Annotated in this window: 20 protein-coding genes; 17 read left to right on the top strand and 3 right to left on the bottom strand. The window is 72.7% G+C overall.

What is annotated here, in order from left to right; genetic code table 11:
• Positions 1-28: 28 nt before the first annotated feature.
• Positions 29-4,699, bottom strand: coding sequence for a DEAD/DEAH box helicase (locus tag AB0C01_RS04550; RefSeq protein WP_357247397.1), 4,671 nt, complete (start codon positions 4,697-4,699; stop codon positions 29-31).
• A gap of 177 nt (positions 4,700-4,876) precedes the next feature.
• Here AB0C01_RS04550 and AB0C01_RS04545 point away from each other — a divergent pair, with 177 nt between their 5' ends.
• The 10 genes from AB0C01_RS04545 to AB0C01_RS04500 all read left to right on the top strand — a co-directional run bounded on the left by AB0C01_RS04545 (position 4,877) and on the right by AB0C01_RS04500 (position 15,327).
• Complete coding sequence (locus AB0C01_RS04545; protein ID WP_357247400.1) at positions 4,877-5,269, top strand: hypothetical protein; 393 nt, start codon at positions 4,877-4,879, stop codon at positions 5,267-5,269.
• 229 nt (positions 5,270-5,498) lie between these two features.
• Positions 5,499-8,333 carry a Na+/H+ antiporter subunit A gene (locus AB0C01_RS04540; RefSeq protein ID WP_357247403.1) on the top strand — a complete coding sequence of 945 codons (2,835 nt, stop codon included), beginning with the start codon at positions 5,499-5,501 and terminating at the stop codon, positions 8,331-8,333.
• Between the two features lie 55 nt (positions 8,334-8,388).
• A complete protein-coding gene (locus AB0C01_RS04535) occupies positions 8,389-8,868 on the top strand; it encodes a Na(+)/H(+) antiporter subunit C (RefSeq protein ID WP_357247406.1) in 480 nt (159 codons plus the stop codon).
• The gene (locus AB0C01_RS04530) at positions 8,868-10,373 is read left to right on the top strand and encodes a Na+/H+ antiporter subunit D (protein WP_357247409.1); all 1,506 of its coding nucleotides are present in this window, start codon (positions 8,868-8,870) and stop codon (positions 10,371-10,373) included. The genes AB0C01_RS04535 and AB0C01_RS04530 overlap by 1 nt, the downstream gene beginning before the upstream one ends.
• Positions 10,370-10,981 carry a Na+/H+ antiporter subunit E gene (locus tag AB0C01_RS04525; protein WP_357570215.1) on the top strand — a complete coding sequence of 204 codons (612 nt, stop codon included), beginning with the start codon at positions 10,370-10,372 and terminating at the stop codon, positions 10,979-10,981. Before AB0C01_RS04530 ends, AB0C01_RS04525 begins: the two co-directional genes overlap by 4 nt.
• The gene (locus tag AB0C01_RS04520) at positions 10,978-11,241 is read left to right on the top strand and encodes a monovalent cation/H+ antiporter complex subunit F (RefSeq protein WP_357247414.1); all 264 of its coding nucleotides are present in this window, start codon (positions 10,978-10,980) and stop codon (positions 11,239-11,241) included. Before AB0C01_RS04525 ends, AB0C01_RS04520 begins: the two co-directional genes overlap by 4 nt.
• Positions 11,241-11,600 (top strand): monovalent cation/H(+) antiporter subunit G, encoded by a 360-nt coding sequence (mnhG, locus tag AB0C01_RS04515; protein WP_357248048.1) that lies wholly within the window; start codon positions 11,241-11,243, stop codon positions 11,598-11,600. The genes AB0C01_RS04520 and mnhG overlap by 1 nt, the downstream gene beginning before the upstream one ends.
• Before the next feature lie 172 nt (positions 11,601-11,772).
• Positions 11,773-13,128 carry a hemolysin family protein gene (locus tag AB0C01_RS04510; RefSeq protein ID WP_357570214.1) on the top strand — a complete coding sequence of 452 codons (1,356 nt, stop codon included), beginning with the start codon at positions 11,773-11,775 and terminating at the stop codon, positions 13,126-13,128.
• Between the two features lie 52 nt (positions 13,129-13,180).
• Entirely contained in the window at positions 13,181-14,245 is a 1,065-nt protein-coding gene (locus AB0C01_RS04505; protein ID WP_357570213.1) for a hemolysin family protein, read from the top strand.
• A gap of 152 nt (positions 14,246-14,397) precedes the next feature.
• Positions 14,398-15,327 carry a sporulation protein gene (locus AB0C01_RS04500; RefSeq protein ID WP_357570212.1) on the top strand — a complete coding sequence of 310 codons (930 nt, stop codon included), beginning with the start codon at positions 14,398-14,400 and terminating at the stop codon, positions 15,325-15,327.
• 275 nt (positions 15,328-15,602) lie between these two features.
• On the opposite strand, the gene leuE is transcribed toward AB0C01_RS04500, so the two are convergent.
• Both leuE and AB0C01_RS04490 read right to left on the bottom strand, forming a co-directional pair.
• Positions 15,603-16,274: a leucine efflux protein LeuE gene (leuE, locus tag AB0C01_RS04495; protein WP_357247424.1), complete on the bottom strand. Its 672-nt coding sequence runs from the start codon at positions 16,272-16,274 to the stop codon at positions 15,603-15,605.
• Positions 16,274-17,515, bottom strand: a complete 1,242-nt coding sequence (locus AB0C01_RS04490) for a bifunctional pyridoxamine 5'-phosphate oxidase family protein/GNAT family N-acetyltransferase (RefSeq protein WP_357570211.1) — start codon at positions 17,513-17,515, stop codon at positions 16,274-16,276. The genes leuE and AB0C01_RS04490 overlap by 1 nt, the downstream gene beginning before the upstream one ends.
• 36 nt (positions 17,516-17,551) lie before the next feature.
• Here AB0C01_RS04490 and AB0C01_RS04485 point away from each other — a divergent pair, with 36 nt between their 5' ends.
• The 7 genes from AB0C01_RS04485 (at position 17,552) to AB0C01_RS04455 (ending at position 25,528) form a co-directional block, all read left to right on the top strand.
• Positions 17,552-18,892: an aminotransferase class I/II-fold pyridoxal phosphate-dependent enzyme gene (locus AB0C01_RS04485; protein ID WP_357570210.1), complete on the top strand. Its 1,341-nt coding sequence runs from the start codon at positions 17,552-17,554 to the stop codon at positions 18,890-18,892.
• A gap of 413 nt (positions 18,893-19,305) precedes the next feature.
• Entirely contained in the window at positions 19,306-20,010 is a 705-nt protein-coding gene (locus AB0C01_RS04480) for a UdgX family uracil-DNA binding protein (RefSeq protein ID WP_357247434.1), read from the top strand.
• A gap of 203 nt (positions 20,011-20,213) precedes the next feature.
• Positions 20,214-21,818, top strand: coding sequence for an FAD-dependent oxidoreductase (locus tag AB0C01_RS04475; RefSeq protein ID WP_357570209.1), 1,605 nt, complete (start codon positions 20,214-20,216; stop codon positions 21,816-21,818).
• 196 nt (positions 21,819-22,014) lie between these two features.
• Positions 22,015-23,385 carry an MFS transporter gene (locus AB0C01_RS04470; protein WP_357570208.1) on the top strand — a complete coding sequence of 457 codons (1,371 nt, stop codon included), beginning with the start codon at positions 22,015-22,017 and terminating at the stop codon, positions 23,383-23,385.
• 5 nt (positions 23,386-23,390) lie between these two features.
• On the top strand, positions 23,391-23,591 hold the full coding sequence (locus tag AB0C01_RS04465) for a DUF3046 domain-containing protein (RefSeq protein WP_357247444.1): 201 nt from the start codon (positions 23,391-23,393) through the stop codon (positions 23,589-23,591).
• 184 nt (positions 23,592-23,775) lie between these two features.
• The gene (gene recA, locus AB0C01_RS04460; protein WP_007456801.1) at positions 23,776-24,822 is read left to right on the top strand and encodes a recombinase RecA; all 1,047 of its coding nucleotides are present in this window, start codon (positions 23,776-23,778) and stop codon (positions 24,820-24,822) included.
• A gap of 13 nt (positions 24,823-24,835) precedes the next feature.
• Complete coding sequence (locus AB0C01_RS04455; RefSeq protein WP_357570207.1) at positions 24,836-25,528, top strand: regulatory protein RecX; 693 nt, start codon at positions 24,836-24,838, stop codon at positions 25,526-25,528.
• The last annotated feature ends 535 nt before the right edge of the window (positions 25,529-26,063 follow it).

Below are 26,063 nucleotides of genomic sequence, written 5' to 3'. Positions count from 1 at the left end.
GGGCCGGGGCTCGACGACCCGGGGCGGGTCAGCCGCGCAGGCGCAGGCCGCGAGGAGTGGCCCGGAAGCCGGCGGCGGTGAGCGCGTCGCGCAGCGGCGAGGAGTGCACCGCCTCGCCGTCGGCCCGCTCCACCGACAGCGCGCCCAACGCCCCGGAGTGCACGGCGTCGGCGAGCGCCTTGCCGGCCACCGCGAGCGTTTCGGTGTCGTCGCTGAAGGACAGCAGCGTCCGACCGCCGCGCTCCACGTACAGCACCAGGTCACCGCCGACCTGCACCACCAGCGCGCCGGCCTTGCGGCCGGCCCGGTGCCCGGTCGCCGGGGCAGCCCCGTCGCCGGAGTCGACCACGCGTTCCGGCCAGGGCAGCGCCCCGCCGTACGGGTTGGCCGGGTCGGTGGCGGCGAGGACGGTCGCCGGTGCGCCCCGCCCCCGGGTGCCGTCCATCGGCTCGGCCAGTGCGCGCAGCCGGTCCACCGCACCGGGTACCGCGAACTGCGCCGCACCCAGCCCTTCGACGAAGTAACCACGGCGGGCCGCGCCGCGCTCCTCCAGGGCCGACAGCACCGGGTAGACCGCCGAGAACCCCCCGACCACCTGCTCGGCCATCACCGCGCCGCGGGTGACCACCCCGTGCCGTTCCAACAGGACGTCGGCGAGGGCGGCGGCGCGCCGGGTCGGGTCGACGTCCCGCTCCGGGAGGCGGGACCAGCGACCGGCGACCGTCGGCGGGCCACCCCGGGTGGGCAGCGCCACCCGGCCGGGCCGCCGGTAGCGGGTACGCGGCGCGGACGGCTTGGAGCGGTGCGCGCCGCCCGCGCCGAGCACCGCGCGCAGCGGGGCGAGGGTGTCGTTGGTGAGGTGCCCGGCCCAGACCAGATCCCAGATCACGGTGGTCAGGGCGGCGTCGTCGGTCGAACCGACGCGGTCGGCCAGCGGGCGGAAGAAGAGCGCCTGCCCGTCGCCGAGCGCGTCGAGCACCGCGTCGTGCAGCGGCGTACGCGTCAGCGCCTCGTCGGGTGGCGGGAGCAGCAACGGTGCGGCATCCGCGTACGCCAGGGTGACCCAGCCGTCGCCCCCGGAGATCGCGCCCGACCCGGCCCAGAGCACCTCCCCGCTGGCGCACAGCTCGTCGAGCTGGGCGGGGGAGTAGTCGGCGACCCGGGCGGGCAGCACCAACCGTTCCAGTGCGGATGCCGGCACCGCCGCGCCCTGCAACTGCTCCACCGTCGCGGCGAGCGCCTCCACCCCGCGGGCGGACGAGCCGACCTGCTGCCAGCGGGGCAGGAACGTGGCGAGCGCCCGGGGCGGCACCGGCTCGATCTCCCGGCGCAGCGCCGCGAGCGAGCGGCGGCGCAGCATCCGCAGCACCTCGGCGTCGCACCACTGGGCACCCGCCGAATCCGGGGTGAACTCCCCGGAGACCACCCGCCCGGTGGCACCGAGCCGACGTAGCGTCTGCTCGACGACGAACACACCCAGCCCGAAGCGTGCCGCGCAACTGGCCGCGGCGAACGGCCCGTGGGTGCGGGCGTACCGGGCCACCAGGTCACCGAGCGGATCGGCCACCGGGGCGAGGTACGCCTCGGCCACCCCGACCGGCAACGCCACGCCGAGGGCGTCGCGCAGCCGAGCGGCGTCCTCGACACCCACCCAGCGCTGCTCGCCGGCGATCCGGACCCGCAGCACCCGGCGGGTGGCCTCCAACTCGGTCAGCCAGGTCTCCGGCACGCCCCGCTCGGTCAGCTCGGCGTCGCTCAGGTCACCGAGCACCCGCAGCAACTCGACCACGTCCTCGGCGTCACGGGGGCGGCGCTGCTCGGTCAGCCACCGCAGCTGCCGGTCGGTCTCGGTGAGCACGGCGGGGTCGAGCAACTCGCGCAGGTCGACCCGGCCGAGCAGCTCGCCGAGCAGGGTGGAGTCCAGGGCGAGCGCGGCGGCGCGGCGCTCGGCGAGGGGGGCGTCGCCCTCGTAGAGGAACGCGCCGACGTAGCCGAAGAGCAGCGACCGGGCGAACGGCGACGGCGCGCTGGTCTCGACCTCGACCAGCCGCACCTTGCGGGTGGCCAGGTCGCGCATCAGCCCGGCCAGCGCCGGCTGGTCGAAGACGTCCTGGAGGCACTCCCGGGCAGCTTCCAGGGTGACCGGGAAGTCCGCGTACTCGCGGGCGACGTCGAGCAGTTGCGCGGCGCGCTGCCGCTGCTGCCACAGCGGTTGGCGGCGACGCGGGTCGCGGCGGGGCAGCAGCAGCGACCGGGCGGCGCACTCGCGGAAACGGGCGGCGAAGAGCGCGGAGGTGCCGACGGACTCCTCCACGAGCTGGGTGATCTCGTCCGGCTCGAAGACCACCACGTCGGCGCCGGGCGGCTCGTCGGCGGTGTCCGGAAGTCGCACCACGATGCCGTCGTCGGAGGGCATCACCTGGGCGTCCACCCCGTACCGCTCGGCCAGCCGGCGGCCCACCGCGAGGGCCCACGGCCCGTTGACCCGGGCGCCGAGGACGCTGTGCACGGCCAGCCGCCAGTCGCCCAACTCGTCGCGGAACCGCTCGACCACGACCGTACGGTCGTCGGGCAGCGAGCGAGTGGCCTCCCGCTGCTCGCGCAGGTAGGCCATCAGGTTGCCGGCGGCCCAGTCGTCCAGCCCGCCGTCCCGCAACGCGGCCAGCGCCGCCTCGTCGGTCTGGCGCAGCAGGGTGCGCACCCGGGCGCCGATGGCCCGACCCAGCTCCACCGGGCGGCCGAGCTGGTCGCCCTTCCAGAACGGCATCCGCGCGGCCTGCCCCGGAGCGGGCGAGACCAGCACCCGGTCGGGGGTGATCTCCTCGATGCGCCAGGAGGACGAGCCGAGCAGGAAGACATCGCCGACCCGGGACTCGTAGACCATCTCCTCGTCCAGCTCGCCGACCCGGGCGGCCCGTTCGGCGCCGGCCAGGAAGACCCCGAACAGCCCGCGGTCCGGGATGGTGCCGCCGCTGGTCACCGCCAGTCGCTGCGCGCCGGGACGGCCGGTGAGCAGGTCGGTGGCCCGGTCCCAGACCAGTCGGGGGCGTAGCTCGGCGAACGCGGTGGACGGGTAGCGGCCGGAGAGCATGTCGAGCACGGCGTGCAGCGCGGAGTCGGGCAGCTCGGCGAAGGGCGCGGCCCGGCGGACCAGCACGGCCAGGTCGCCGAGCGGCCACGGCTCCAGTGCCACCATCGCGACGATCTGCTGGGCCAGCACGTCCAGCGGGTTGCGGGGGTAGTGCAGCTCCTCGATCGCGCCGGCGGTCATCCGTTCGGCGACCACCGCGCAGGAGAGCAGGTCGCCCCGGTGCTTGGGGAAGACCACGCCCCGGGAGACCGCTCCCACCTGGTGCCCGGCCCGGCCGACCCGTTGCAGCCCGGCGGCCACGCTCGGTGGAGCCTCGATCTGCACCACCAGGTCGACCGCGCCCATGTCGATGCCCAGCTCCAGGCTGGAGGTGGCCACCACCGCCGGGAGCTGGCCGGACTTGAGCGCCTCCTCGATGTGCTTGCGCTCCTCCCGGGAGACGCTGCCGTGGTGGGCGCGGGCGATCACCGGCGCCGCGCCGGTCGCCGCACCGGACTGGGCCATCACCTCGGCCGGCGGCCGGTTGCGCAACGGGCCGGCGGGGCCACCCCACCGTTCCGCGCCGGGCACCGGGCCGCCGTCGCCCGCCGGGCCGTCGCCCGCCGACAACCCCTCGGGTACGACGATCGCGCCGTCGCCGGGCGCGGATGCGGCCACCGCTTCGGCGGCAAGTTCGTTGAGGCGGGCACAGAGGCGCTCGGCACTGCGGCGGGAGTTGGTGAAGACGATCGTGGAGCGGTGCTGCCCGATGAGGGTGAAGACCCGCTCCTCCACGGCCGGCCAGATCGAGGCGCGGCGTGGCCCGGGGCCGCCCAGGTCGTCCTCCGGTGGCTGCTCCTGCTCGTCCAGGCGGGTCATGTCCTCCACCGGGACCTGGACGCTGACCTCGATGGTCTTCGGTGTGGCCGGCTGCACGACGTCGACCGGGCGGGCGCCGCCGAGGAACTGCGCGCAGGCGTCGATCGGCCGGACGGTGGCCGAGAGGCCGATGCGCTGCGCCGGGGCGGGCAGCAGTTCGTCGAGGCGTTCGAGGGAGAGGGCGAGGTGGGCGCCTCGTTTGCTGCCGGCCACCGCGTGCACCTCGTCGACGATCACCGTCTGGACGCCGCGCAGCGAGTCGCGAGCCGCGGACGTGAGCAGCAGGAACAGCGACTCGGGCGTGGTGATGAGGATGTCCGGTGGGGTGCGGGCGAAGGCACGTCGCTCGTCGGCCGGGGTGTCGCCGGTGCGCATGCCGACGGTGATGTCCGGTGGTGCGACGCCCAACCGGGTGGCTGCCTGCCGGATGCCGGCCAGTGGGGCGCGCAGGTTGCGTTCCACGTCGACGGCGAGGGCCTTGAGCGGACTGACGTAGAGCACCCGGCACCGTTGTCGGGCCTCGGCCGGTGCGGGCTCGCGGGCGAGCCGGTCCAGTGACCAGAGGAAGGCCGCGAGCGTCTTGCCGGAGCCGGTGGGTGCGACCACGAGGGCGCTGCGGCCGGCGGCGACCGACCGCCAGGCGCCGGTCTGCGCGGCGGTGGGGGCGGCGAAGGCGGCCTCGAACCAGGCACGGGTGGCCGGGCCGAAGTCGGCGAGCACCGCGCCGGCGTCTGCGTCTGCCCCGGTCACCGGTCCATCCTGCCCCGCCGGTACGACAACGACGACCGACCGCCGGTGGAATGCGCCGGACAAAGCAAAAAAGCATGGAACGTGCGCTTAATGCGTTAAGTCTCACTTAACTGCTTGCTTCTAAGGAGCAACATAAAGTAACTTCACTGCCAACGCGAACCGGGGTGAGGGGATTTGATGGCCGGCGAGCAGCACACCGTCGAACCGGGCACCGACGTGCTGATTCGCAAGGTCGACAGCCACCTCGCAGCCCTCCGTGGCGGCCTGCACGGCCCCGAGTTCGAGCTCGCCGAACGCCTCGCCCGCTGCCTCCGGGAGCTGGTCCTGTGCACCGCCCAGGCCAGCGCCGCCGATCGTGGCCAGGTCCGCGCCGCCGTCCACTACTTCGTGCTCCGCCGGGAGAGCCGTGGTCGGTTGCTCTCGGTGCGGTCACTGGCCGCCGCGGAACGGGTGGTCGACCGGGTGGCACGCCAACTCGGCCGCACCGACCTGCTGACCGAGCTGCGCCAAGACCACCCCACCCCCGAAGCCCCCCACCCCCACCCCCACCCCCAAACCCTCCTCCACTAACCCACCCCACCCCACCCCCACCCCGGGTCGATCATGCAGTTGTGGTGGGTGACAAAACTCGTGTCGTGGGGCAAAACCGGCAGCACAACTCCATGATCGGCGGGGTGGAGGGAACCCGCGATCTGCGGGGGGATTCCGGCAAAACCGCCCGGTGAGCGACAAACTGGCGTCTGATCGCTGCTAGGGGCCGCCGCTGCACGAGCGCCGGCCACCTGGATCGGGAGCGCAGGTGCTGGTACTGCTCGTCCTCCACCTCGTGGCGGCCCTCGTCGCGCCCCTGCTCGTCCGGCGGTGGGGATCCCGCGCGTGCTACCCGCTGGCGCTGGTACCGGCTGCCGCCTTCTGCTGGGCGCTGGCCCGCACCCCGGCCGTCGGCGACGGCGGGGCGGTGGTCGAGACGTACCGGTGGATCCCGCAGTTGGGCCTCGACATCGCGTTCCGGCTCAGCACGCTCTCCTGGCTGATGACGCTGCTGATCGGGGGCGTCGGCGCGCTGGTGCTGGTCTACAGCGCCCGCTACTTCAACGCCGGATCGAGCGGCCTGGCACGGTACGTCGGGGTCCTGGTCGCCTTCGCCGGCGCGATGCTCGTCCTGGTCTTCGCCGACGACCTGCTGCTGCTCTACGTCGGCTGGGAACTCACCACGATCTTCTCGTACCTGCTGATCGGGCACAGCACCGAGCGGCGGTCCAGCCGGTGGGCGGCGGCGCAGGCGTTGACAGTCACCACGCTGGGCGGGCTCGCCATGCTCGTCGGGTTCATCATGCTGGGCGTGCACGCCGGCACCTACCGGTGGTCGGAGATCGCCGCCCAGCCACCACCCGGCGGCGGGTACCTGGTGGTCGCCGTGTTGCTGATCCTGGCCGGCGCGCTGTCCAAGTCGGCGGTGCTGCCGTTCAGCTCCTGGCTACCGGTCGCGATGGCGGCGCCCACTCCGGTCAGCGCGTACCTGCACGCCGCCGCCATGGTCAAGGCCGGCGTCTACCTGGTCGGGCTGCTCGCGCCGGTGCTCGCCACGGTCGGGCCGTGGCGGCCGGTGGTGCAGATCGCCGGCGTGGCCACCATGCTGCTCGGCGGCTGGGCCGCGCTGCGGCAGACCGACCTGAAGCTGTTGCTGGCGTACGGGACGGTCAGCCAACTCGGTCTGCTGGTCGCGGTGACCGGCTCGGGCACCCCGGACGCCGCCCTGGCCGGCACGGCGATGCTGCTGGCGCACGCGCTGTTCAAGGCGGCGTTGTTCCTGGTCGTCGGCATCATCGATCACGGCGCCGGCACCCGTGACCTGCGGGAGCTGTCCGGGCTGCGGCGCTGGTCCCGGCCGCTGTTCGTGGTCGCGGTGCTGGCCGCGGCGTCGATGGCCGGTGTGCCGCCGTTCGTCGGCTTCGTCGCGAAGGAGGCGGTGTTCGGGGCGTTCACCGACCAACCCGTGCTCCTCACCGGCCTGGTCGCCGGGACGGTGCTCACGGTCGCGTACAGCGCCCGCTTCCTCTGGGGCGCGTTCGCCGACCGCCCGGGGGTGGCACCGGCCCGGCCCGGCCCGATCGCCGCGTCGCTGCTGCTCCCGCCAGCGGTGCTCGCCGGGGTCGGGCTGCTCGCCGGCCCGGCCGCGAGCGTGCTGGACGACGTGCTGCGCCCGTACGCCGATCTGCTCGGTGGGGTCGACGCGCACCTGGCGCTCTGGTCCGGGCCGACCCCGGCTCTCGGCCTGTCCGTGCTGGCTCTCGCCGGCGGTGGCCTGCTCTTCGCCGTGCGGGCGCCGGTCGCCCCGGTGCTGGCCCGGCTGCGTTCGCCGGTGGGCGGCAACCAGGGGTACGAGTGGGTCGTGGGCCGGTTCGACCGGTTGGCCATCGAGGTCACCGGCGCGACCCAGCGCGGCTCGCTGCCGCAGTATCTCGGCATCATCCTGGTCACGTTGGTGCTGGTGCCCGGTGCGGCGATGCTCTCCGCCGGCCCGTGGCGGGCCCGGATCCCGCTCTGGGACAACCTGCTCCAACCGGTGGTCGTGGTGGTGATCGCGGTCGCCGCGGTGCTGGCGGTCGGCGCCCGCCGTCGCCTGACCGCCATGCTGCTGGTGGGCATGACCGGCTACGGCACCGCGATGCTCTTCGTCCTGCACGGCGCACCCGACCTGGCGCTCACCCAGTTCCTGGTGGAGACCGCGACGATCGCGGTCTTCGTGCTGGTGCTGCGTCGCCTGCCGCAGCGGTTCTCGGCCCGCCCGCTGCGGCGTACCCGCTGGGTCCGTCGGGCGATCGGGGTGGCGGTGGGTGTGGTGGCCGCCGGGCTGGCCCTCACCGCCGCCGCGGCCCGCCGGGCCCCGGACATCTCCGCCGCCTTCCCGGATCTGGCGGTGGCCGAGGGGTACGGCCGCAACGTGGTGAACGTGACACTCGTCGACATCCGGGCCTGGGACACCATGGGCGAGCTGGCGGTGCTGGTGGTGGCCGCGACCGGGGTGGCCAGCCTGATCTTCGAGCGGTCCCGGACCGGGCCGCGACCGCGCCGGCCGGACTCGGACCAGCGGACCGACGAGCCCGGCCGCCCGGTGTGGCTGCGCGGCGGTCCCACCCTCTACGAGGAGCGCCGCTCGATCGTGTTGGAGGTGGTCATCCGGCTGATCTTCCACACCGTGGTGCTGTTCTCCCTGTTCCTGCTCTTCTCCGGGCACAACGCGCCGGGCGGTGGCTTCGCCGGCGGTCTGGTGGCGGGTCTCGCCCTGGTGGTCCGCTATCTGGCCGGGGGTCGGTACGAGTTGACCGAGGCCGCCCCGATCGGCGCCGGTGCGATCCTCGGCGCCGGACTGGCGATGTCGGTGGGCAGCGGTGTGGTGGCGCTGCTGGTCGGCGGATCGGTGCTGGAGAGCGCCAAGGTCGACGGGTCGCTGCCGTTGATCGGTGACGCCCATCTGGTCACGTCGCTCTTCTTCGACATCGGCGTGTACCTGGTCGTGATCGGGCTGGTGCTGGACGTCCTGCGCAGCCTCGGCGCCGAGGTGGACCGACACATCGAGGCCACCGGAACGGCCACCGGCGGCCTGGCCGTCGACAAGGGTGAGCGGGCATGAGCGCGAGGAGTGCGCCGGGGTTGCGCGCCCCGCAGTCGCGAACAAGGGCGAAACCATGACGGCGAGCGAAGCGGGACCGACGCTGGTGTTGGTGCTGGCTGTCGCGGTGCTCGTCGGTTGCGGGGTGATCCTGCTGCTGGAGCGCACCCTGACCCGGATTCTGCTCGGGGTGATCCTGCTCGGCAACGGGGTGAATCTGTTGATCCTGCTGGGTGGGCGTCCGGGTGGGGCGCCGATCGTCGGCACCGGTGCGAAGGAGCGGATGAGTGATCCGCTGCCGCAGGCGATGGTGTTGACCGCCATCGTGATCACCTTCGGGTTCAGCGCGTTCCTGCTCGCGGTGGCGTACCGCAGTTGGTATCTGACCGGCGACGACGAGGTGCCCGACGACCTGGAGGACCGGCAGATCATCCGTCGGGCGGTGCGGAACGAGGTCGGCGCTGTCGACCACGGCGGGGAGGGCCCGAACGGCGACCCGGAGCAGGTCGATCCCGAACCCGCCCGCCGCCGGCTCCGCCGCGGGCACGAGTCGTGATGAGCGCGCTGGTGCCGCTGCCGGTGGTGGTGCCGCTGCTCGGCGCGGCGCTGACGCTGCTGCTGGCCGGTAAGCCCCGACTCCAGCGCTCGATAAGCGTGTCCTGTCTGGGTGGCACGCTCGTCGTGGCGCTGTTGCTGCTCGTGCAGGCGTACCGGCACGGGCCGGTGGTGGTGGCGGTCGGTGGGTGGCCTGCGCCGGTCGGCATCGTGCTGGTCGCCGACCAACTCGCCGCGCTGATGGTGGTGGTCTCGTCGGCGGTGACCCTCTGCGTGCTGCTGTACTCGATCGGCCAGGGTCGCAGCGAGAGCAGCGAGTCCAGCCCCGTGGAGATCTTCCACCCGACGTACCTGGTGCTCACCGCGGGCGTCACCAACGCGTTCCTGGCCGGCGACCTGTTCAACCTCTTCGTCGGCTTCGAGATCCTGTTGGCCGCGAGTTTCGTGCTGATCACCCTGGGGGGCAGCGAGACCCGGATCCGGACCGGGTCGACGTACGTGGTGGTCAGCATCCTCTCCTCGATGATCTTCCTGACCGGTGTGGGTCTGGTGTACGCGGCCACCGGCACGCTCAACCTGGCCCAACTCGCCCAGCGCCTCGACGACCTGCCCGACGGTGTCCGACTGGCCCTGGAGCTGATGTTGCTCCTGGCCTTTGCGATCAAGGCGGCGGTCTTCCCGTTGTCGGCGTGGCTGCCGGACAGCTATCCCACCGCGCCGGCCCCGGTCACCGCCGTCTTCGCGGGTCTGCTCACCAAGGTGGGCGTCTACGCGATCATCCGCACCGAGACGTTGCTGTTCCCCGGTGGGCACGCCGACGTGCTCCTGATGGTCGTCGCCGGGCTGACCATGGTGATCGGCATCCTCGGCGCGGTGGCCCAGTCCGATCTGAAGCGGCTGTTCTCGTTCACCCTGGTCAGCCACATCGGCTACATGATCTTCGGGGTGGCGTTGAGCACCGCCGCCGGGCTCTCCGGCGCGATCTTCTACGTGGTGCACCACATCACCATCCAGACCACGTTGTTCCTCGTCGCCGGGCTGGTCGAGGAGCGCGCCGGCAGCACCGACCTCCGCCGCATCGGCGGGCTGGCCCGGGTGGCGCCGCTGCTCGGGGTGCTGTTCTTCGTCCCGGCCATGAACCTCGCCGGGGTACCTCCGTTCTCCGGTTTCCTCGGCAAGCTCGGCCTGCTCCAGGCCGGGGTGGCGGCCGGCGGTCCGCTGCCCTGGGTGCTGGTCGCGGCGGGCACGCTGACCAGCCTGCTCACTCTCTACGTGGCGTCCCGGGTGTGGAACATCGCCTTCTGGCGCTCGCCCCGACTGGCCACCAGCGAGCCGGCCGTCCGGTTGCCGAAGCTGATGGTCGGGGCCACCGTCGCCCTGGTCGCCCTCGGGTTGGCGCTGACCGTGCTGGCCGGACCGCTGTTCGACGTCACCACGGACGCGGCCGCCGACCTGCGGCTGCGTACGCCGTACGTGGATGCCGTGCTGCCGGGCGGCGTGCCGTGACCGGCCCCCCTGAGCCGGCTCCCGACGCCACCGCGCCCCCCGTGGTGGGACGCGGCCGGCTCGGGCGTTGGCGCGACCAGGTGGCGGCCCTCGGGTGGCTGGTGGTGGTCTGGAACCTGCTCTGGGGGGACGTCAACTGGGCCAACGTGCTCGGCGGCCTGCTGGTGGGCGGCGCGGTGCTGGTCTTCTACCCGCTGCCGGCGGTCAGCTTCGGCGGCCGGCTGCGACCCGGGGCGCTGCTGGTGTTCGCCGGCCGGTTCGTCGTCGAGCTGGTCAGCGCGAGCCTGCACGTCGCCCGGATCGCCGTGCAGCCCGGCTACCGGCCGCGCGGGGCGATCGTCGCGGTCCGGCTGCGGGTCACCACCGACCTCAATCTGGCGCTCACCGCCGAGGCGGTCTCGTTGGTGCCGGGCACGCTGATCCTCGAGGTGGACCGGGACTCCGGGACGCTCTACCTGCACGTGCTCGACACCCACGGACCGGCGGACCTCGACGTGGCCCGCGAGCGCACCCGCACCGTCGAACGGCGCATCGTCCGCGCGGTGGGCTCCGCCGCCGAACTGCGCCGCGTCGAGACCGACCGATCCGAGAGGGGAACCAGTCCGTGACCACGTTCCTGGCCGTCGTCCTCACCCCGCTGCTGTCGGTGACCGCGCTGCTCGCGCTGGCCCGCCTGTACCGTGGCCCGTCGCTGGTGGACCGGGTGATCGCCGCGGACATGCTGCTCGCCACCATGGTCGGCGCGGTGGGCGCCGAGGCGGCGGTCAACCGGCATGCCACCACGCTGCCCGTGCTCGTGGTGCTCTCCCTGCTCGGCTTCGTGGGCTCGGTGTCACTTGTCCGCTTCGCCGTCCGGGAGCAGCAGTGATCGCGACGATCGCGGACTGGCTCGGCGGCGCTTGTCTGGTGGCCGGTGCCCTGCTCGGCCTGGCCGCCGCGATCGGGGTGCTGCGTTTCCCGGACGCGCTGAGCCGGATGCACGCGGCCACGAAGCCGCAGGTGCTCGGGGTGCTCCTGCTGCTGGTGGGCATCGCGTTGCGCCTGCGGTCTCCGGCGGACCTGGGCATGGTCGCGCTGGTGGCGGTCTTCCAGTTGGCGACCGCGCCGGTCGCGGCCCAGATGATCGGGCGGGCCGCGTACCGGTCGGGGCGGCTGGACCGGAGCCTGCTCGACGCCGACGAGCTGGCCGAACGCGGCCCAGGCAGCGGGTCGGCGGGGCCGGCGTGACGGCTGTCGAACCGGACGTTGCCGCTCCTTCGGCCCACCCCCAGCGCGGTCCCAGCCAGCGCCGATAAAATAGCGGCATGATCGACTCTTCTGCCCAGGAGGGCAGCAGTAGCCAGCCGGGTCGTGCCCGGCATATCCCCGTACCGACGACCCCGGGAGCCCTGAGCGACCCGTGTTGATCGTCGTTGGTCTCCTTCTGATCATTCTTCTCACTGCCGCCACCGGATACTTCGTGGCGCAGGAGTTCGGCTATGTCGCCGTGGACCGGGGCAAGCTGCGCCAGCTCGCCGATGACGGCGATCAGGCCGCCGCCCGGGCGCTGACCGTCACCAGCCGGCTCTCCTTCATGCTCTCCGGCGCGCAACTCGGCATCACCGTCACCGCCCTGCTGGTCGGCTACGTCGCCGAGCCGTACCTGGGTGGTGGCCTCGCCGACCTGCTCGGCGTGGCCGGCGTCAGCGAGGCGGTCCGTCTCCCGCTGTCAGTGGCGCTGGCCCTGGTCATCGCCACCGTCGTACAGATGGTGCTCGGTGAGCTGGCCCCGAAGAACCTGGCCATCGCCCGGGCCGTGCAACTGGCCCGGGCGCTGAGCCGATCCACCCTGATCTACCTGGCCGTCGCCGGGCCGCTGATCCGGCTCTTCGACCGGGCCTCGGTACGCCTGCTGCGGCGGATCGGCATCGAGCCGATCGAGGAGCTGCCCAGCGGCGCCACCCCGGCGGACCTGGAACAGATCATCGCCGAGTCCCGCGAGGAGGGCTCCCTCGACGCCGAGATGTCCACGCTGCTCGACCGAGGTCTGGACTTCCGCGAGCTGACCGCCGGGGAGGCCATGGTGCCCCGGGTCGACGTGCACACCGTACGGGCACACGAGCCGGTCAGCCGCGTGGTCGAGCTGCTGGACACCGGCCACTCCCGCTTCCCCGTACGCGGCTCGGAGGGCGTCGACGACCTGCTCGGTGTCGTCGGCATCGCCGACGTGCTCGGCGTACCCCCGGGGGAGCGGGCCACCACCCCGGTGAGCGCGGTGGCCGTGCCTCCGCTGCTCGTACCGGAGACGTTGCCCCTGCCCACGGTGCTCGACCGGCTGCGGTCCGGGCATCGGCAGATGGCCTGCGTGGTCGACGAGTACGGCGGCTTCGCCGGGGTGATCACGCTGGAGGACATCGCCGAGGAGCTGGTCGGCCCGATCCGGGACGAGGACGACCCGCCGGATCGGGCACCGGCCCGGCAGGACGACGGGTCCTGGGTGGTGCCGGCGCGCTGGCGGATCGACGAGGTCGCCGACAGCACCGGCATCGCCCTGCCCGAGGCCCCGGAGTACGACACCCTGTCCGGACTGGTGATGCGGGAGCTGGGCCGCGTGCCGGAGGTCGGTGACCGGCTGGAGATCAGCCTGTTGCCCGAGGGCGCGGACGGCGAGGACAACGAGGCCGAGCCCCGGGCGCTGGTCGAGGTGCTGGCCGTGGACCGGCACGTGGCCGACTCGGTGCGGTTGCAGCTGACCAAACCGGGGGTGAGCGCGTGAGCGCGAGGAGTGAGCTTGCGAGCCCCGCAGTCGCGAACGAAGGACAGCACCGATGAGCCCCGGGATCGCGCTGTTCAGTTCGGTGATCCTGCTGGCGCTGAACGGGTTCTTCGTGGCCGCCGAGTTCGCCCTGGTGGCCAGCAAGCGCTACCGCCTGGAGCAGGCGGCGGCGAACGGCGGTCGGGCGGCACGTGCCGCGCTGGACGGTGTCCGCGAGCTGTCGCTGATGCTGGCCGGCGCGCAGCTCGGCATCACGTTGTGCACCCTGGGTCTCGGCGCGCTGGCCGAGCCGGCGATCGAGCACCTGCTCAGCCCGCTGCTGCACGCGGTGGGCCTGCCGGACGCGGCCAGCCACCTCGTGGCCCTGGTCTTCGCCCTCGGGGTGGTCACCTTCCTGCACCTGGTGGTGGGGGAGATGGCGCCCAAGTCGTGGGCGATCACCGACGCGGAGCGTTCGGCGACGTTGTTGGCGTTGCCGTTCCGTGCCTTCGCCCGGGTGTCCCGGCCGGTGCTCTCCGCCCTCAACGCCCTGGCCAACGCGATCCTGCGGCTGGTCGGGGTGAACCAGCAGGATCAGCTCGCCCAGGTGCACGGCCCGGACGAGCTGCGGATCCTGTTGGAGCAGTCCCGTGAGCACGGGCTGCTCGGCGCGGAGCAGCACCAGTTGCTGACCAGCATGCTGGAGTTGCAGGGCACGTCCGTGGCGCAGGTGATGGAACCGTTCGCCACCATGGTCACCGTCCGTCGGGACGACCCGGCCGAGCGGATCGAACAGGTCAGCCGGGACAGCGGCCGGTCCCGACTGGCGGTGCTCGACGAGGCGGGCGACGTCTGCGGTCTGGTGCACGTCCGGGAGGCGGTACGGGTGGTCACCACCGGCCGCGTCGCCACCGCCGGGTCGCTGATGACGCCCGCGTTCACCCTGCCCGCCACCTCCTCGGTCACCGAGGCGGTGGCGGCGATGCGGGGCCGGCAGTCGCAGCTCGCGTTGGTGCGCAACGGCGGTGGCCCGGCCCGACCGATCGGGTTCGTGGCGCTGGAGGACCTCCTGGAGGAGGTCATCGGTGAGTTCGACGACGAGACCGACACGGTGCCGCGCGGACGGCGGTTGCGCTGAGCCGTCGACCCGGCCGCGTCCGAGCGACGCGGCCGGGTCGCTGCCCGGCGTGGGCGGGTCGCGGTTCGACGCGGCCGGGCTTGAGGTCACCTCGACTGGGTAGGCGCGCCGGTGTGGGGCCGGCGGGGCCCCGTCCCGAGAGGGGGCGCGCGGTGCGGCTGACGGGAGTGTCTCCGGAGTCCGGCGGGACCGGGCTGTCCGTGCAGACCGCGCTCCCCAACCCGAGCACCCGGCCGGGCCTGCGCCTGCCGGGGCGGGTGACCCTCGCCGCCGGACCGGACGACGTGCTGGTGCGCCACATCCGGCTCGGCCTCGTCAGCACCGTCGAGCCGGATGATCCGGCTGGAGCCCGACGCCTCATGCAGTTCCACCAACTGCCGATCGCCGGCCGGTTCGTCGTACCGGCCGGCCGGCGGCGGGCGGTCGACTTCGCGTTGCCGCTGCCGTGGGAGACACCGGTGACCATCTTCGGCGGGGTGCCGCTGCTGAGCCTGCGGATGGGCCTACGGACCGAGGTGTCGCTCGACCCCGACCTGGACCAGGGTGCGATGGTGCCCGTCTTCGTGCACCCGCTCCCCACCCAGCAGCACGTGCTGGCTGCGCTGGACACGCTGGGTTTCATGATCCGCCAGGCCGGCTTGCAGGAGGGCGGGTTGCCGGGTGTGGAGCACACCCTGCCGTTGCACCAGCGCTGGGGATACTGGGTGGGGCCCCTCTACGCGGGCCCGATCACCGAGCTGGAGATCATCTTCGTGACCAACTCGGCGGGCATGGAGGCGATCCTCTGGATGGACCGCAAGCTGGCGCTGGCCGGAATCACGCATCAGAGCATCAGCCGGTTCCGGATCTGGCACGAGGACGCCGACCGCCGGGACTGGGTCGCCACCGTCGACGGTTGGATCCGCCAGGCGATCAACAGGCACGCCGCCGCGGCCGCGCACGCCGACTGGTCCGCGCAGATCGCGGGATCGGCCCACACCAGCCGCCACCCCGACGAGCCCATCCGGCCCGGCTACGGCCTTGGCGGCACGGCGGGCAGCGGAGGCGTAGGAGGCGGCGGCTCCGGCGGCGACGGCACCTGACCAGCGCAAAGCCAATCCCGCCCGGCCCGACCCGGCCGCCACTCGGCGATCTTGCACTTTCTGCCCGAAGCGCTCATTTCAGCGACCGAAGTGCAAGATCGCGGGTGTAGGGCGCGAGGGATCAGTCCGCCCGCGTCGATCATGGAGGTGTGGTGGGATTAATATCCGCTATTGCACCTTTTGCGAGACACCACAACTCCATGATCGACGCGCGCAGGAGCGTCGACGCGCGGAGAAGGACCGACGCTCGCACGAGCGTTGACCTGCCGCGGGGATTAGCCGGCGCTGGCGGTGGCCAGCTTGAGGCTGAAGGCCAGGAAGAGGGCTGCCACGGCGGTGGTTCCGCCGGCGGCCAGGCGGCGGCGTTGGCGGAACTGGGCGGCCAGGAAGGTGCCCGCGAAGATCAACGCAGTGAGGTAGAGCGCGCTGGTCACCTGGGCGATCAGCCCGAGCAGCAGGAACGACAGCGCCGGCCAGGCGTAGCCGGGGTCGACGAACTGGATGAAGAACGAGATGAAGAACAGGATCGCCTTCGGGTTCAGCAGACTGATCACCAGCGCCTTGCGGAACGGGCTGCGCATCGCCGCCGGCTCCGCGGCGTCGATGAGCCGCGGCGTGCTCGGGTCGTTGCGGTCGCGCCAGCGTCGCACGGCGCCGAGCAGCATGGTCACCCCGACATAACCGAGGTACGCGGCGCCGGCGTACTTGACCACCAGGAACAGCGGGGGGTACGCCTTGAGCAGCGACGCCACCCCGGCGGCGGAGAGGAACATCAGCACCCCGTCGCCGACGAACACACCGCCGGCGGCCCGGTAGCCCACCGCGACGCCCCGCTTGGCCGCGGTGGAGAGCACGAAGAGCGAGTTCGGCCCGGGCAGCAGGATGATGGCCACGGTGCCCAGCACGTACGTCCAGATGTCGGTGATCCCCAGCACGCCCGCCATCATCACGCCACCGGTGCCGTCCGCAGAAGTCTTTCGCGCAGCCGTGCCTGTGCCGTCGGCCACTCGTCGACGGTCATCGCGTACTGCACGGTGTCCCGCCAGGAGCCGTCCGGGCGTTGCCGGTGCATCCGCAGCACCCCTTCCCGGGTCGCGCCGAGCCGTTCGATGGCCTCCTGGGAGCGCACGTTGCGGATGTCGGTGTGCCAGGCCACCCGGACCGCGCCCAGGTCGTCGAAGGCCCGGCTGAGCAGCAGCAACTTCGCCTCGGTGTTGATCCCGGTACGCCACGAGGGCCGGCCGAGGAAGGTGTGCCCGATCGCCACCGATCGCCGCTGCGGGTCGATCTCGTAGTAGGACGTGGTGCCGACCACCGCCCCGGTGCTCGCGCACCGCTGCACCCAGGCCACCCGCTCGCCACGGTGCTGGGCGGCCAGGGCGGTGCGGATCACCTCGGCCGTCGCGGCGGGCGTGGTGGGCAGTGCGACGCTGAGGTGCCGCCACACCTCCGGGTCCGCCGTGGCGGTGTGCAACTCGTCGGCGTGCGCCAACTCCAACGGCTCCAGCCGGACGTGCTCGCCGTGCAGCGCCACCGGGTCGTGCCAGGGCGTGCGGACCGTGCGGAGGAACGCCGGCAGCGGTGCGGTGACCCCGGCGTCCGGCTCGGGTTGCCCGGCGGTCAGCCGCAGCGGCAGCACGCCGGCCCAGTGCGGCAGGTCCAGGTCGGCCTCGTCCTCGCGGACCCCACCGGAGCGGGTGCGGACCGACACCTCGTGCAGCGGCAGCGCCAGCACGGCGGTCTCGGCCAGCTCACGCCGACTGGGTGGGCGGGTGTCCGTGCTGCGCCCCGAGCCGACCTTCTCGACGAGCGCGGTGAGCACGGCGCTCTTCTCCCGCTCGTCGGTGACCAGTCGGGCGGTGCCGAGCGCGACCACCGAGCGGTAGTTGGCGCTGTGGTGGAACTGGGAGCGGGCGTAGACCAGACCGTCCAGCAGGGTCACCGTGACGCAGACCTCCAGCCCGTCATCGCGGGCGGCGAGCAGCGGGCGGCTGCCGGTGGAGCCGTGCAGGTAGAGCGTGTCGCCGATGCGGACGTGCAGGGTGGGCAGCACCCGTGGCTGGCCGTCGACGGTGAAGCCGAACGCACAGTGGTACGCCTCGTCGAGCACCGCGTGGGCGGCGGCCCGGTCGTAGGTCATCTTGTCGCGGGAGCGGTGGGGTGTGGTCCGGGCGGTAGGTGGATACATGCGCGCGTCCCTTTGTTCTAGTACAATCTCTTGTTTGTGTCAGCACGCTATCAGCTCAGTGGAACGACGGCCGCCGAGATTTCGGCCAGCATCGAGTCGGGCATCCGTACGGGTGCCCTGCCGCCGGGGGCCGCGCTGCCGCCCGTACGGGCTCTCGCCGCCGAGTTGGGGGTCAGCCCCGCCACCGTGGCCCGCGCCTACCAGGACCTGCGCCAGCGCGGCCTGCTCGCCACCGCCGGACGGCACGGCACCCGGGTACGTCCGCGCCCGCCGGTGGCCGCCCGCCGCTCCGCGCTGCGCCCCCCGCCGTTGCCCGGCGCCCGCGACCTGTCCCGGGGCGAGCCCGACCCTCGACTGCTCCCGCCACTCGGCCCGCACCTGGCGGCCCTCGCCGCCGACAACGGCCCGTCGGTCGGCTACTCAGACGCCGGGGTGTTGCCGGAGCTTGCCGAGGCGGCCCGCGCCCGGCTGAGCGCCGACGGCGTACCGGCCGGGGAGCTCACCCTCACCGGCGGCGCGCTGGACGGCATCGAACGGCTGCTCGGCGCACACCTGCGCCCCGGTGACGCGGTGGCGGTGGAGGATCCGGGCTGGGCCAACCTGCTCGACCTGGTCGCCGCGTTGGGCCTGCGCCCGATCGGCGTACCGCTTGACGACGAGGGACCCCTGGTGGCCGGGGTGGCCTCCGCGCTGGCCGCCGGAGCGCGGGCGCTGGTGGTCACCAGCCGGGCGCAGAACCCGACCGGCGCGGCCGTCTCCGCCGCCCGCGCCGAGGCCCTGCGAGCGCTGCTCGCCGGTCGGCGGGACCTACTGTTGATCGAGGACGACCACGCCGCGGAGCTGGCCCGCGTACCCCTGCACCCGCTGGCTGGGGCGACGTCGAGCTGGGCCTTCGTGCGCTCGGTGAGCAAGCCCTTCGGCCCGGACCTGCGGCTCGCGGTGCTGGTCGGCGACGAGACCACGGTGGCCCGGGTGACCGGCCGCACCCGGGTCGGCGCCGGCTGGGTCTCCACGGTGTTGCAGCGGCTGGTCCTCGCCCTCTGGCAGGACCCGGCGGTCACCGAGCAGGTGCGGCGGGCGGCGCGGAGCTACGAGCAGCGGCGTACGGGGCTGCTGGCCGCACTGGCCGCGCACGGCCTGACCGCGCACGGTCGCAGCGGCATCAACGTCTGGCTCCCCGTGGCGGACGAGACAAGCGTGGTCACCGCCCTGCGCGACGTCGGCTGGGCGGTGGCCCCCGGCGCCCTCTACCGGATCGCCGCGCCACCCGCTGTCCGCATCTGCGTCAGCCCTCTGACCACCGAGGATCTGGCTCCACTGGCGGCCGCCCTGGCGCAAGCCCAGAATCCCACCCCACCCCGAGGCTTCCAAACCTAGCCCGCCCCGCGCGCCCCTCCCACCCCCGCGATCTTGCACTTTCTGTCGCCGATATGTCGATCGATGCGGCATTAGTCCGGGCAGAAAGTGCAAGATCGCGGGGATTCGGGGCGGACGAGGCGGGTATGCGGGCGCCGGAGGTGGGGTCATGGCTTCAGGTGGGGCGCGTAAGGGAGTCTGGATCGCTGTCGCAGTGGCGATCATCATTATCATCATCGTGCTGATCGCGATCGCTTCCGGTGGGGATGGCGGCGGCAACGGGTACTGACGCGGGCCGGCGTCGCGTCGCCGACGACCTGGCGTGGCCGGGAGCGTCGCGTCGCCGCCGGGAGCGTGCGGCACCGCGTCGCGTCGCGGCACCGCGCCGTGGACGTACCGGGCGCGGGGCACCTGACGGGTATATAACAGTCGGCATGGCCGAGCAGACCGGGAGCGCTCCGGGCGCCCAGCGGTTCATCCCGCCCGACGCTGACACCATCGATGACCTGCGCACCGCGGCCGGTGGTTGCCGGGGTTGCGAGTTGTACCGCGACGCCTCGCAGACGGTGTTCGGCCGGGGCGACGAGAGCGCCCGGGTGGTGCTCGTCGGGGAACAGCCCGGTGATCTGGAGGACCAGAAGGGGCTGCCGTTCGTCGGCCCCGCCGGACGGCTTCTGCGACGTGCCGTCGACGACGCCGGGCTGGAGCCGGGTCAGCTCTATCTCACCAACTCCGTGAAGCACTTCCGGTTCGAGTTGCGCGGCAGGCGGCGGATCCACCAGACGCCGGACCAGGTGCACGTCACCGCCTGCCGGCCCTGGCTGGTCGCCGAGTTCGCCCGGCTGCGTCCGGAGATCGTGGTGGTGCTCGGCGCCACCGCCGCCAAGGCGCTGCTCGGCCCGTCCTTCCGGGTCACCCGGCAGCGCGGCGAGTTGCTGCCCTGGCCCGAGTCGGCACAGCACCCGGAGGACTTCCGGCGGGTGCCGGTGGACAACTCCGGGAAGCGGGCCGACGCGCCCACGGCACGGCTGCTGGCCACCATCCACCCGTCCGCGGTGCTGCGCGCCGACGATCAGGACAAGGCGTACGAAGGGCTGGTCACCGACCTTGCCGTCGTCACCCGTGCCCTCGCCGGGTAGGGACCGGCAGGCTCGTCCGCCCGTCAGTGGTCTCACCCGCCGCACCCGGGAGGTCGGCGACGCCCTGCCGGGTGGGGAATCTCCGTCGGAAAATGCCACTGCGGCTAAACGCGGAGGCGATACCCGCCAGAAACGACAATGCGCGATCCGCGTAACAGGTCCTCTACAGACTCACGGGAGTCGATCTTGTAGGGGAGGCCGTTATGAGCGATCAGACACAGTCGATGGTCAGCCGGCGTGGGTTCCTGCGGGCGGTCGGAGTCAGCGGCGGTGCCGGTGCGATGCTCGCCACGATGGGTGCCATGGGCCTCGCTCCCAGCGCGGCCGGAGTCCAGGTCCCCGCGTTCCGAGCGCCGGAGCGATCCGACTTCACCCTGACCGGGCGGTCGGGCGCCAGCGTGGTCGTTCTCGGCGGCGGCGTCGCGGGGCTCACCACCGCGTACGAGTTGGGCAAGGCCGGCTACGACTGCACGATCCTGGAGGCACGACACCGCGTCGGTGGGCGGAACCTGACCATCCGGGGTGGCGACGTCGAGACCGACCTCGACGGACGCACCCAGCGGGCCGGTTTCTCCGACGGGGTCTACTTCAACGCCGGGCCGGGTCGGATCGCGCAGTGGATGCTCACCATGGACTACTGCCGGGAACTCGGCGTACCCATCGAGGTCTTCACCAACCAGAACGCCGACGCCTGGATCTACAACGAGTCCGCCGGGATGACCGAGCCGGTCCGGTACCGCACCGCCAAGGCGGACGTGTACGGCTACGTCTCGGAACTGCTCGCGAAGGCCACCGACCAGGGTGCGCTGGACGGCCGGCTGACCACCGACGATCGCGACCGGCTGCTGTCGTTCCTGCAGAGCTTCGGCGCGATCGGCGGGCGGGCCAGCGACTGGGCGTACACCGGGACCAGCCGGCGCGGCTTCTCCGGGTATCCGGGCGCGGGCAACGACGTGGGCACCTCGCTCGGCACGCCGCCGCCGCTCTCCGACGTCTTCGCCAGCAACGTGGGCCGGTACTTCTCGTTCGAACTCGGCTACGACCAGGCCATGCTGATGTTCCAGCCGGTCGGCGGGATGGACCAGATCCCGCGCGCCCTGGCCAGGGCCGTGGGGCCGAAGCGGGTACGGCTCAACGCCGAGGTGACCGGGGTGACCGACCGGGGCAGCCGGGTGGAGGTGACCTACCGGCAGGGTGGCCGGCAGTCGCAGATCACCGCCGACTACTGCGTGGCGGCGCTGCCGCCGCACCTGATGGCCCGGGTACCGAACAATCTCGGCACGGCGGTGACCGCGGCGCTGGCCGACTTCCCGGTCACCGCCTCCGGCAAGATCGGCCTGGAGTACCGCAGCCGCTGGTGGGAGACCGACCAGCGGATCTACGGCGGCATCACCGAGACCGACCTGGACCTGTCGCACATCTGGTACCCGTCGTACGGCTTCCACGGCAGGCGCGGCCTGGTCGTCGGCTACTACAACACCGGGGCGAACGCCAGGGCGTACAGCGCACTCGCGCCGGAGCAGCGCAGAGAGCGTGCCGTCAGCCAGGGTGTGAAGATCCACGGCGAGAAGTACCGCAGTGAGTTGGTCACCTCGTACTCGCACGCCTGGGACCGGACCCCCTACATCGAGGGCGCGTGGACCTCGCCCCGGTACGGCACACCCGGATACAACCTGCTGCTTCAGCCGGCCGGGCGGGTCTACTTCGCCGGGGACTGGCTGAGCCACGAGGTGGCCTGGCAGCACGGGGCGTTCGTGGCGGCCCGCTCGGCGGTCTCCGCGCTGCACCAGCGGGTGATGGCAGGCTGACCAAACCCCGGCCCGCGTAACTTCGGGGAAGGTGCTGCGTCCCGGCGCGCTGAGACAGCAGTTTCCCCGAAGTGGCGAGGATCTTGCGGCGGGCGGCGGGCGGCGGGCGGCGGGCGGCTGTCGGCTGTGGGCGAAACCCACTGCCGCTGGTCGGGGTGGGTGCGCGAGGATGGGTCACCCGTCCCGAGGAGCGCCGATGGCGACCGACCTGACCGCGCCGCGTACCGCCGCCCGACCCGACGTCGCGTCGATCCAGCGGCGTACCCTGCGGCTGCTCTTCACCACCCAGATCATCGGTGGGATCGGCGTGACCATCGGCATCGCCGTGGGCGCGCTGCTCGCCGCGCGGATCGCCGGCACCGCGATGGCCGGTGTGGCGCAGAGCGCCGGGGTGGTGGGCGCGGCGCTGCTCGCCGTCCCGGTCACCCGGATCATGGCGCGGCACGGTCGCCGGCCCGGCCTGGTGCTGGCGTACGCGATCGGCGCCGTCGGTGGCGTACTGGTGGTGCTGGCCGCGGCCACCCGCTGGGTGCCGCTGCTCTTCCTCGGCATGCTGCTCTTCGGCGGGGGAACCGCCGCGAACCTCCAGGCCCGCTACACGGCGGTGGATCTCGCCGAGCCGGCCCGCCGCGGGCGGCAGCTCTCCCTGATCGTCTGGGCCACCACCATCGGCGCGGTGGCCGCGCCGAACTTCGCCGCGCTGGCCGACCGGGTCACCTCCGGTTGGGGGCTGCCCGCGCTGGCCGGCCCGTTCGCGTTCAGCGCGGCCGCGTTCGTGCTGGCCGCCGTCGTACTCCTCGGGTTGCTCCGGCCCGACCCGCTGCTCACCGCGCGGCGGCTCGCGGCGGCCGACGCGCCCTTCGCCGGCCCGCCGCCGGCCACCGACGCGCCGGCGGCCACCGCGGCGGCCGAGACGCCGCCGGCCGTCGCGCCGGTCAAGGTACGCGCGCCGCGCACCGCCGGGATGCGGACGGCCTGGTCGGTGGTACGCGGGCGGCCGGCCGCCCGGCTCGGCATCGCCGCGGTGGCGGTCGGTCACCTGGTGATGGTGGCGGTGATGGCGATGACGCCGGTCCGGCTCGGCGAGTCGCACGCCGACGCCGACGTGCTGCGGCTGGTCGGCATCGTGTTGAGCCTGCACATCGCCGGCATGTACGCGTTCTCCCCGGTGGTCGGCTGGCTCACCGACCGGCTCGGTCGGCGGGCGGTGATCCTGGGTGGGGTCGGGTTGTTGCTGGCCGCCTGCGCGGTCGCCGGCACCGCCGGGCACCACACACCCCGGCTGTCGGTGGGTCTGGCCCTGCTCGGGCTGGGCTGGTCGGGCACGATGGTGGCTGGTTCGACCCTGCTGTCCGAGTCGGTGCCGGCCGACGTGCGGCCGAGCGTCCAGGGGTTCTGCGACCTGATCATGGGGTTGGCCGGGGCCGCGGCCGCCGTGGTGAGCGGGTTTGTCATGCAGCTCGCCGGTTATCCGGTGCTCACCCTGCTCGCGGCGGTCGCGGCGGTGCCCCTGGTGGCGCTAGCGTTGCGCCCGGTGCCGACCGGGGCACCGGACGAGGAGGGCTGATCACTGTGCGGCTGACCGACTTCTGGACGCGCCTTGACGAGGCGTTCGGGCCCGGCTACGCGGCCAGCATCGCCCGCGACCAGGTGCTGTCGCAGCTCGGCGGACGGACCATCGAGCAGGCTCTGTCGTCGGGGGAGCAGACGCACGTGGTGTGGCGGGCGGTGTGCGCCGCGTACCCCGACCGAGTGCCCGCCCGACTACGCTGAGCAGCCTTTTCGTCGCTTCCGCGTGTCGCTTGTCCAGTCGTACACCTGTTCGGCTATTGTCCACAGCGGGGTGCTCGTCCACAGCTCGCGGCCCGTCGGCTGGTTTTCTGTCGGACCTAGCGCCTAGCGTGTCCGCGTGACGCGAAGCTCAGCAAAGACGCCGGCGAAGGCAGGGGTGGCAACCATGGCAGCAGGGCCTGACCGGGAGAAGGCACTCGACCTTGCTCTCGCTCAGATTGACAAGCAATTCGGCAAGGGCTCGGTGATGCGGCTGGGTGACCGGCCGGTCGTCCAGACCGCGATCATCCCGACCGGCTCCATCGCGCTCGACGTGGCGCTGGGCATCGGCGGTCTGCCGCGCGGCCGGGTGGTCGAGATCTACGGTCCCGAGTCCAGCGGTAAGACCACGGTGGCACTGCACGCGGTGGCCAACGCCCAGCGCAACGGCGGCATCGCCGCCTTCATCGACGCCGAGCACGCGCTCGACCCGGAGTACGCGAAGGCCCTCGGCGTCGACACCGACGCGATGCTGGTCTCGCAGCCGGACACCGGTGAGCAGGCGTTGGAGATCGCGGACATGCTGATCCGCTCCGGCGCCCTGGACATCATCGTGATCGACTCGGTGGCGGCCCTCGTGCCGCGCGCCGAGATCGAGGGCGAGATGGGCGACAGCCACGTGGGCCTCCAGGCCCGGCTGATGAGCCAGGCACTACGGAAGATCACCGGTGTGCTCAGCAACACCGGCACCACGGCGATCTTCATCAACCAGCTGCGGGAAAAGATCGGCGTCATGTTCGGCAGCCCGGAGACCACCACCGGTGGTCGGGCGCTGAAGTTCTACGCCTCGGTCCGGCTCGACGTGCGACGCATCGAGAGCCTCAAGGACGGCACCGACGTGGTCGGCAACCGCACCCGCGTCAAGGTCGTGAAGAACAAGGTCGCCGCGCCGTTCAAGCAGGCCGAGTTCGACATCATGTACGGCAAGGGCATCTCGCGTGAGGGCTCGCTGATCGACGTCGGCGTGGAGCAGGCGATCATCCGCAAGTCCGGAGCGTGGTACACGTACGACGGTGACCAGCTCGGCCAGGGCAAGGAGAAGGCCCGGGAGTTCCTGAAGGAAAACCCGGACGTGGCCGCCGAGATCGAGAAGAAGATCCTGGAGAAGCTCGGCGTCGGTGTCGGTGCGGGTGACGCCGCCGGTGGCCCCGAGCTGCCGCCTGTCGACTTCTGACGGTCGCTGACCCATGGCAGGACGACGCGCCCGTACGGGGCGGGGCTGGGATGCCAGCCCACCCCGTACGGGCGACGCCACCGATCCACCGCGCCCCCGCCAGGGCCGCCGTGGGCGCTCCACGGAGACCGACGCGGTCGAGTCTCCCCCTCGGGACGAGTCGGAGGTGGCCCGCGAGATCTGCTTGCGGCAGCTCGCGGTCCGGCCCCGCACCCGGGCCGAGCTGGCCGGTGCGCTGGCCAAGCGAGGCATCTCCGAGGAGGTCTCGGCCGAGGTGCTCGACAGGTACGACGAGGTCGGCATCATCGACGACGCCGCGTTCGCCCGCGCCTGGGTGTCCAGCCGGCACTCCGGGCGCGGCCTCGCTCGCCGGGCGCTCGCCAACGAGCTGCGCCGCAAGGGCGTGGACGGCGAGGTGGCCACCGAGGCGCTGGATGAGCTGGACGAGGAGACCGAGGCGGACACCGCCCGTGGCCTGGTGGAGCGCAAGCTACGCACGGCCCGAGGTGAGCCCGACGTGGTCTTCCGCCGGCTGGTGGGCATGCTGGCCCGCAAGGGCTATCCGCCCGGCGTGGCGATCCGGGCGGTGAAGGACGCGCTGGCCGCGCAGAGCGCCGAGGCGGCCGAGTTCGCCGAGCAGATCGACGCCGATGCGCTCGCCGACGCCGAGGGCGAGTTGGACCGCGACAACCGTTCGATCGGGTGAGAGTCGCGCCGAGGCGCTGGGCGGCCAGCGTCCGCCGTGCCGCCGGGCCGCCGGCCAAGATCGTGCTCGATCCGGGATGTAGTGGGGTCCTCGCGCGGTGAGGCCACTACCTCCACGATCTAGCACGATCTTGGCCGGCGAGGCACGATCTTGGGACGGCAAGTGTGATCTTGGTCGGGGCGAGCCCGGCGGCGGGTCGGGCGCGGACGTGGGGTCGTTGGCGTCACACAGTCGGCTCCCCGAGGGGCGCTGCCGTCGCTGAACAGGCACGACATCCGGATCGGGGCGGACGCCTCGCCGTGTTTGTCCCGTCGTGTCCGACACGGCATCACCTTTGGGTGACGATGCAACTTCTCTCCGTTCGGGGGGTTTGATCATGAGTCCTTGACCAGAGCACCCCCGGCGACCTAGCCTCGCCATACAGGCTCACATTGCCCGACCATTGCAGGCTAAGCGCACAACATAGATCGCGTAACAAGACAGCATCACTTTGGCCGACTCCGCGGCCTTTGGCGGCAACTCCGGACAGGCCGGT

The sequence above is a fragment of the Micromonospora sp. NPDC048905 genome, from assembly GCF_040649655.1.
GTDB lineage: Bacteria > Actinomycetota > Actinomycetes > Mycobacteriales > Micromonosporaceae > Micromonospora.
The sequence above is the reverse complement of the archived record's forward strand: the minus strand, read 5'-3'. Positions and strand labels throughout refer to the sequence as shown.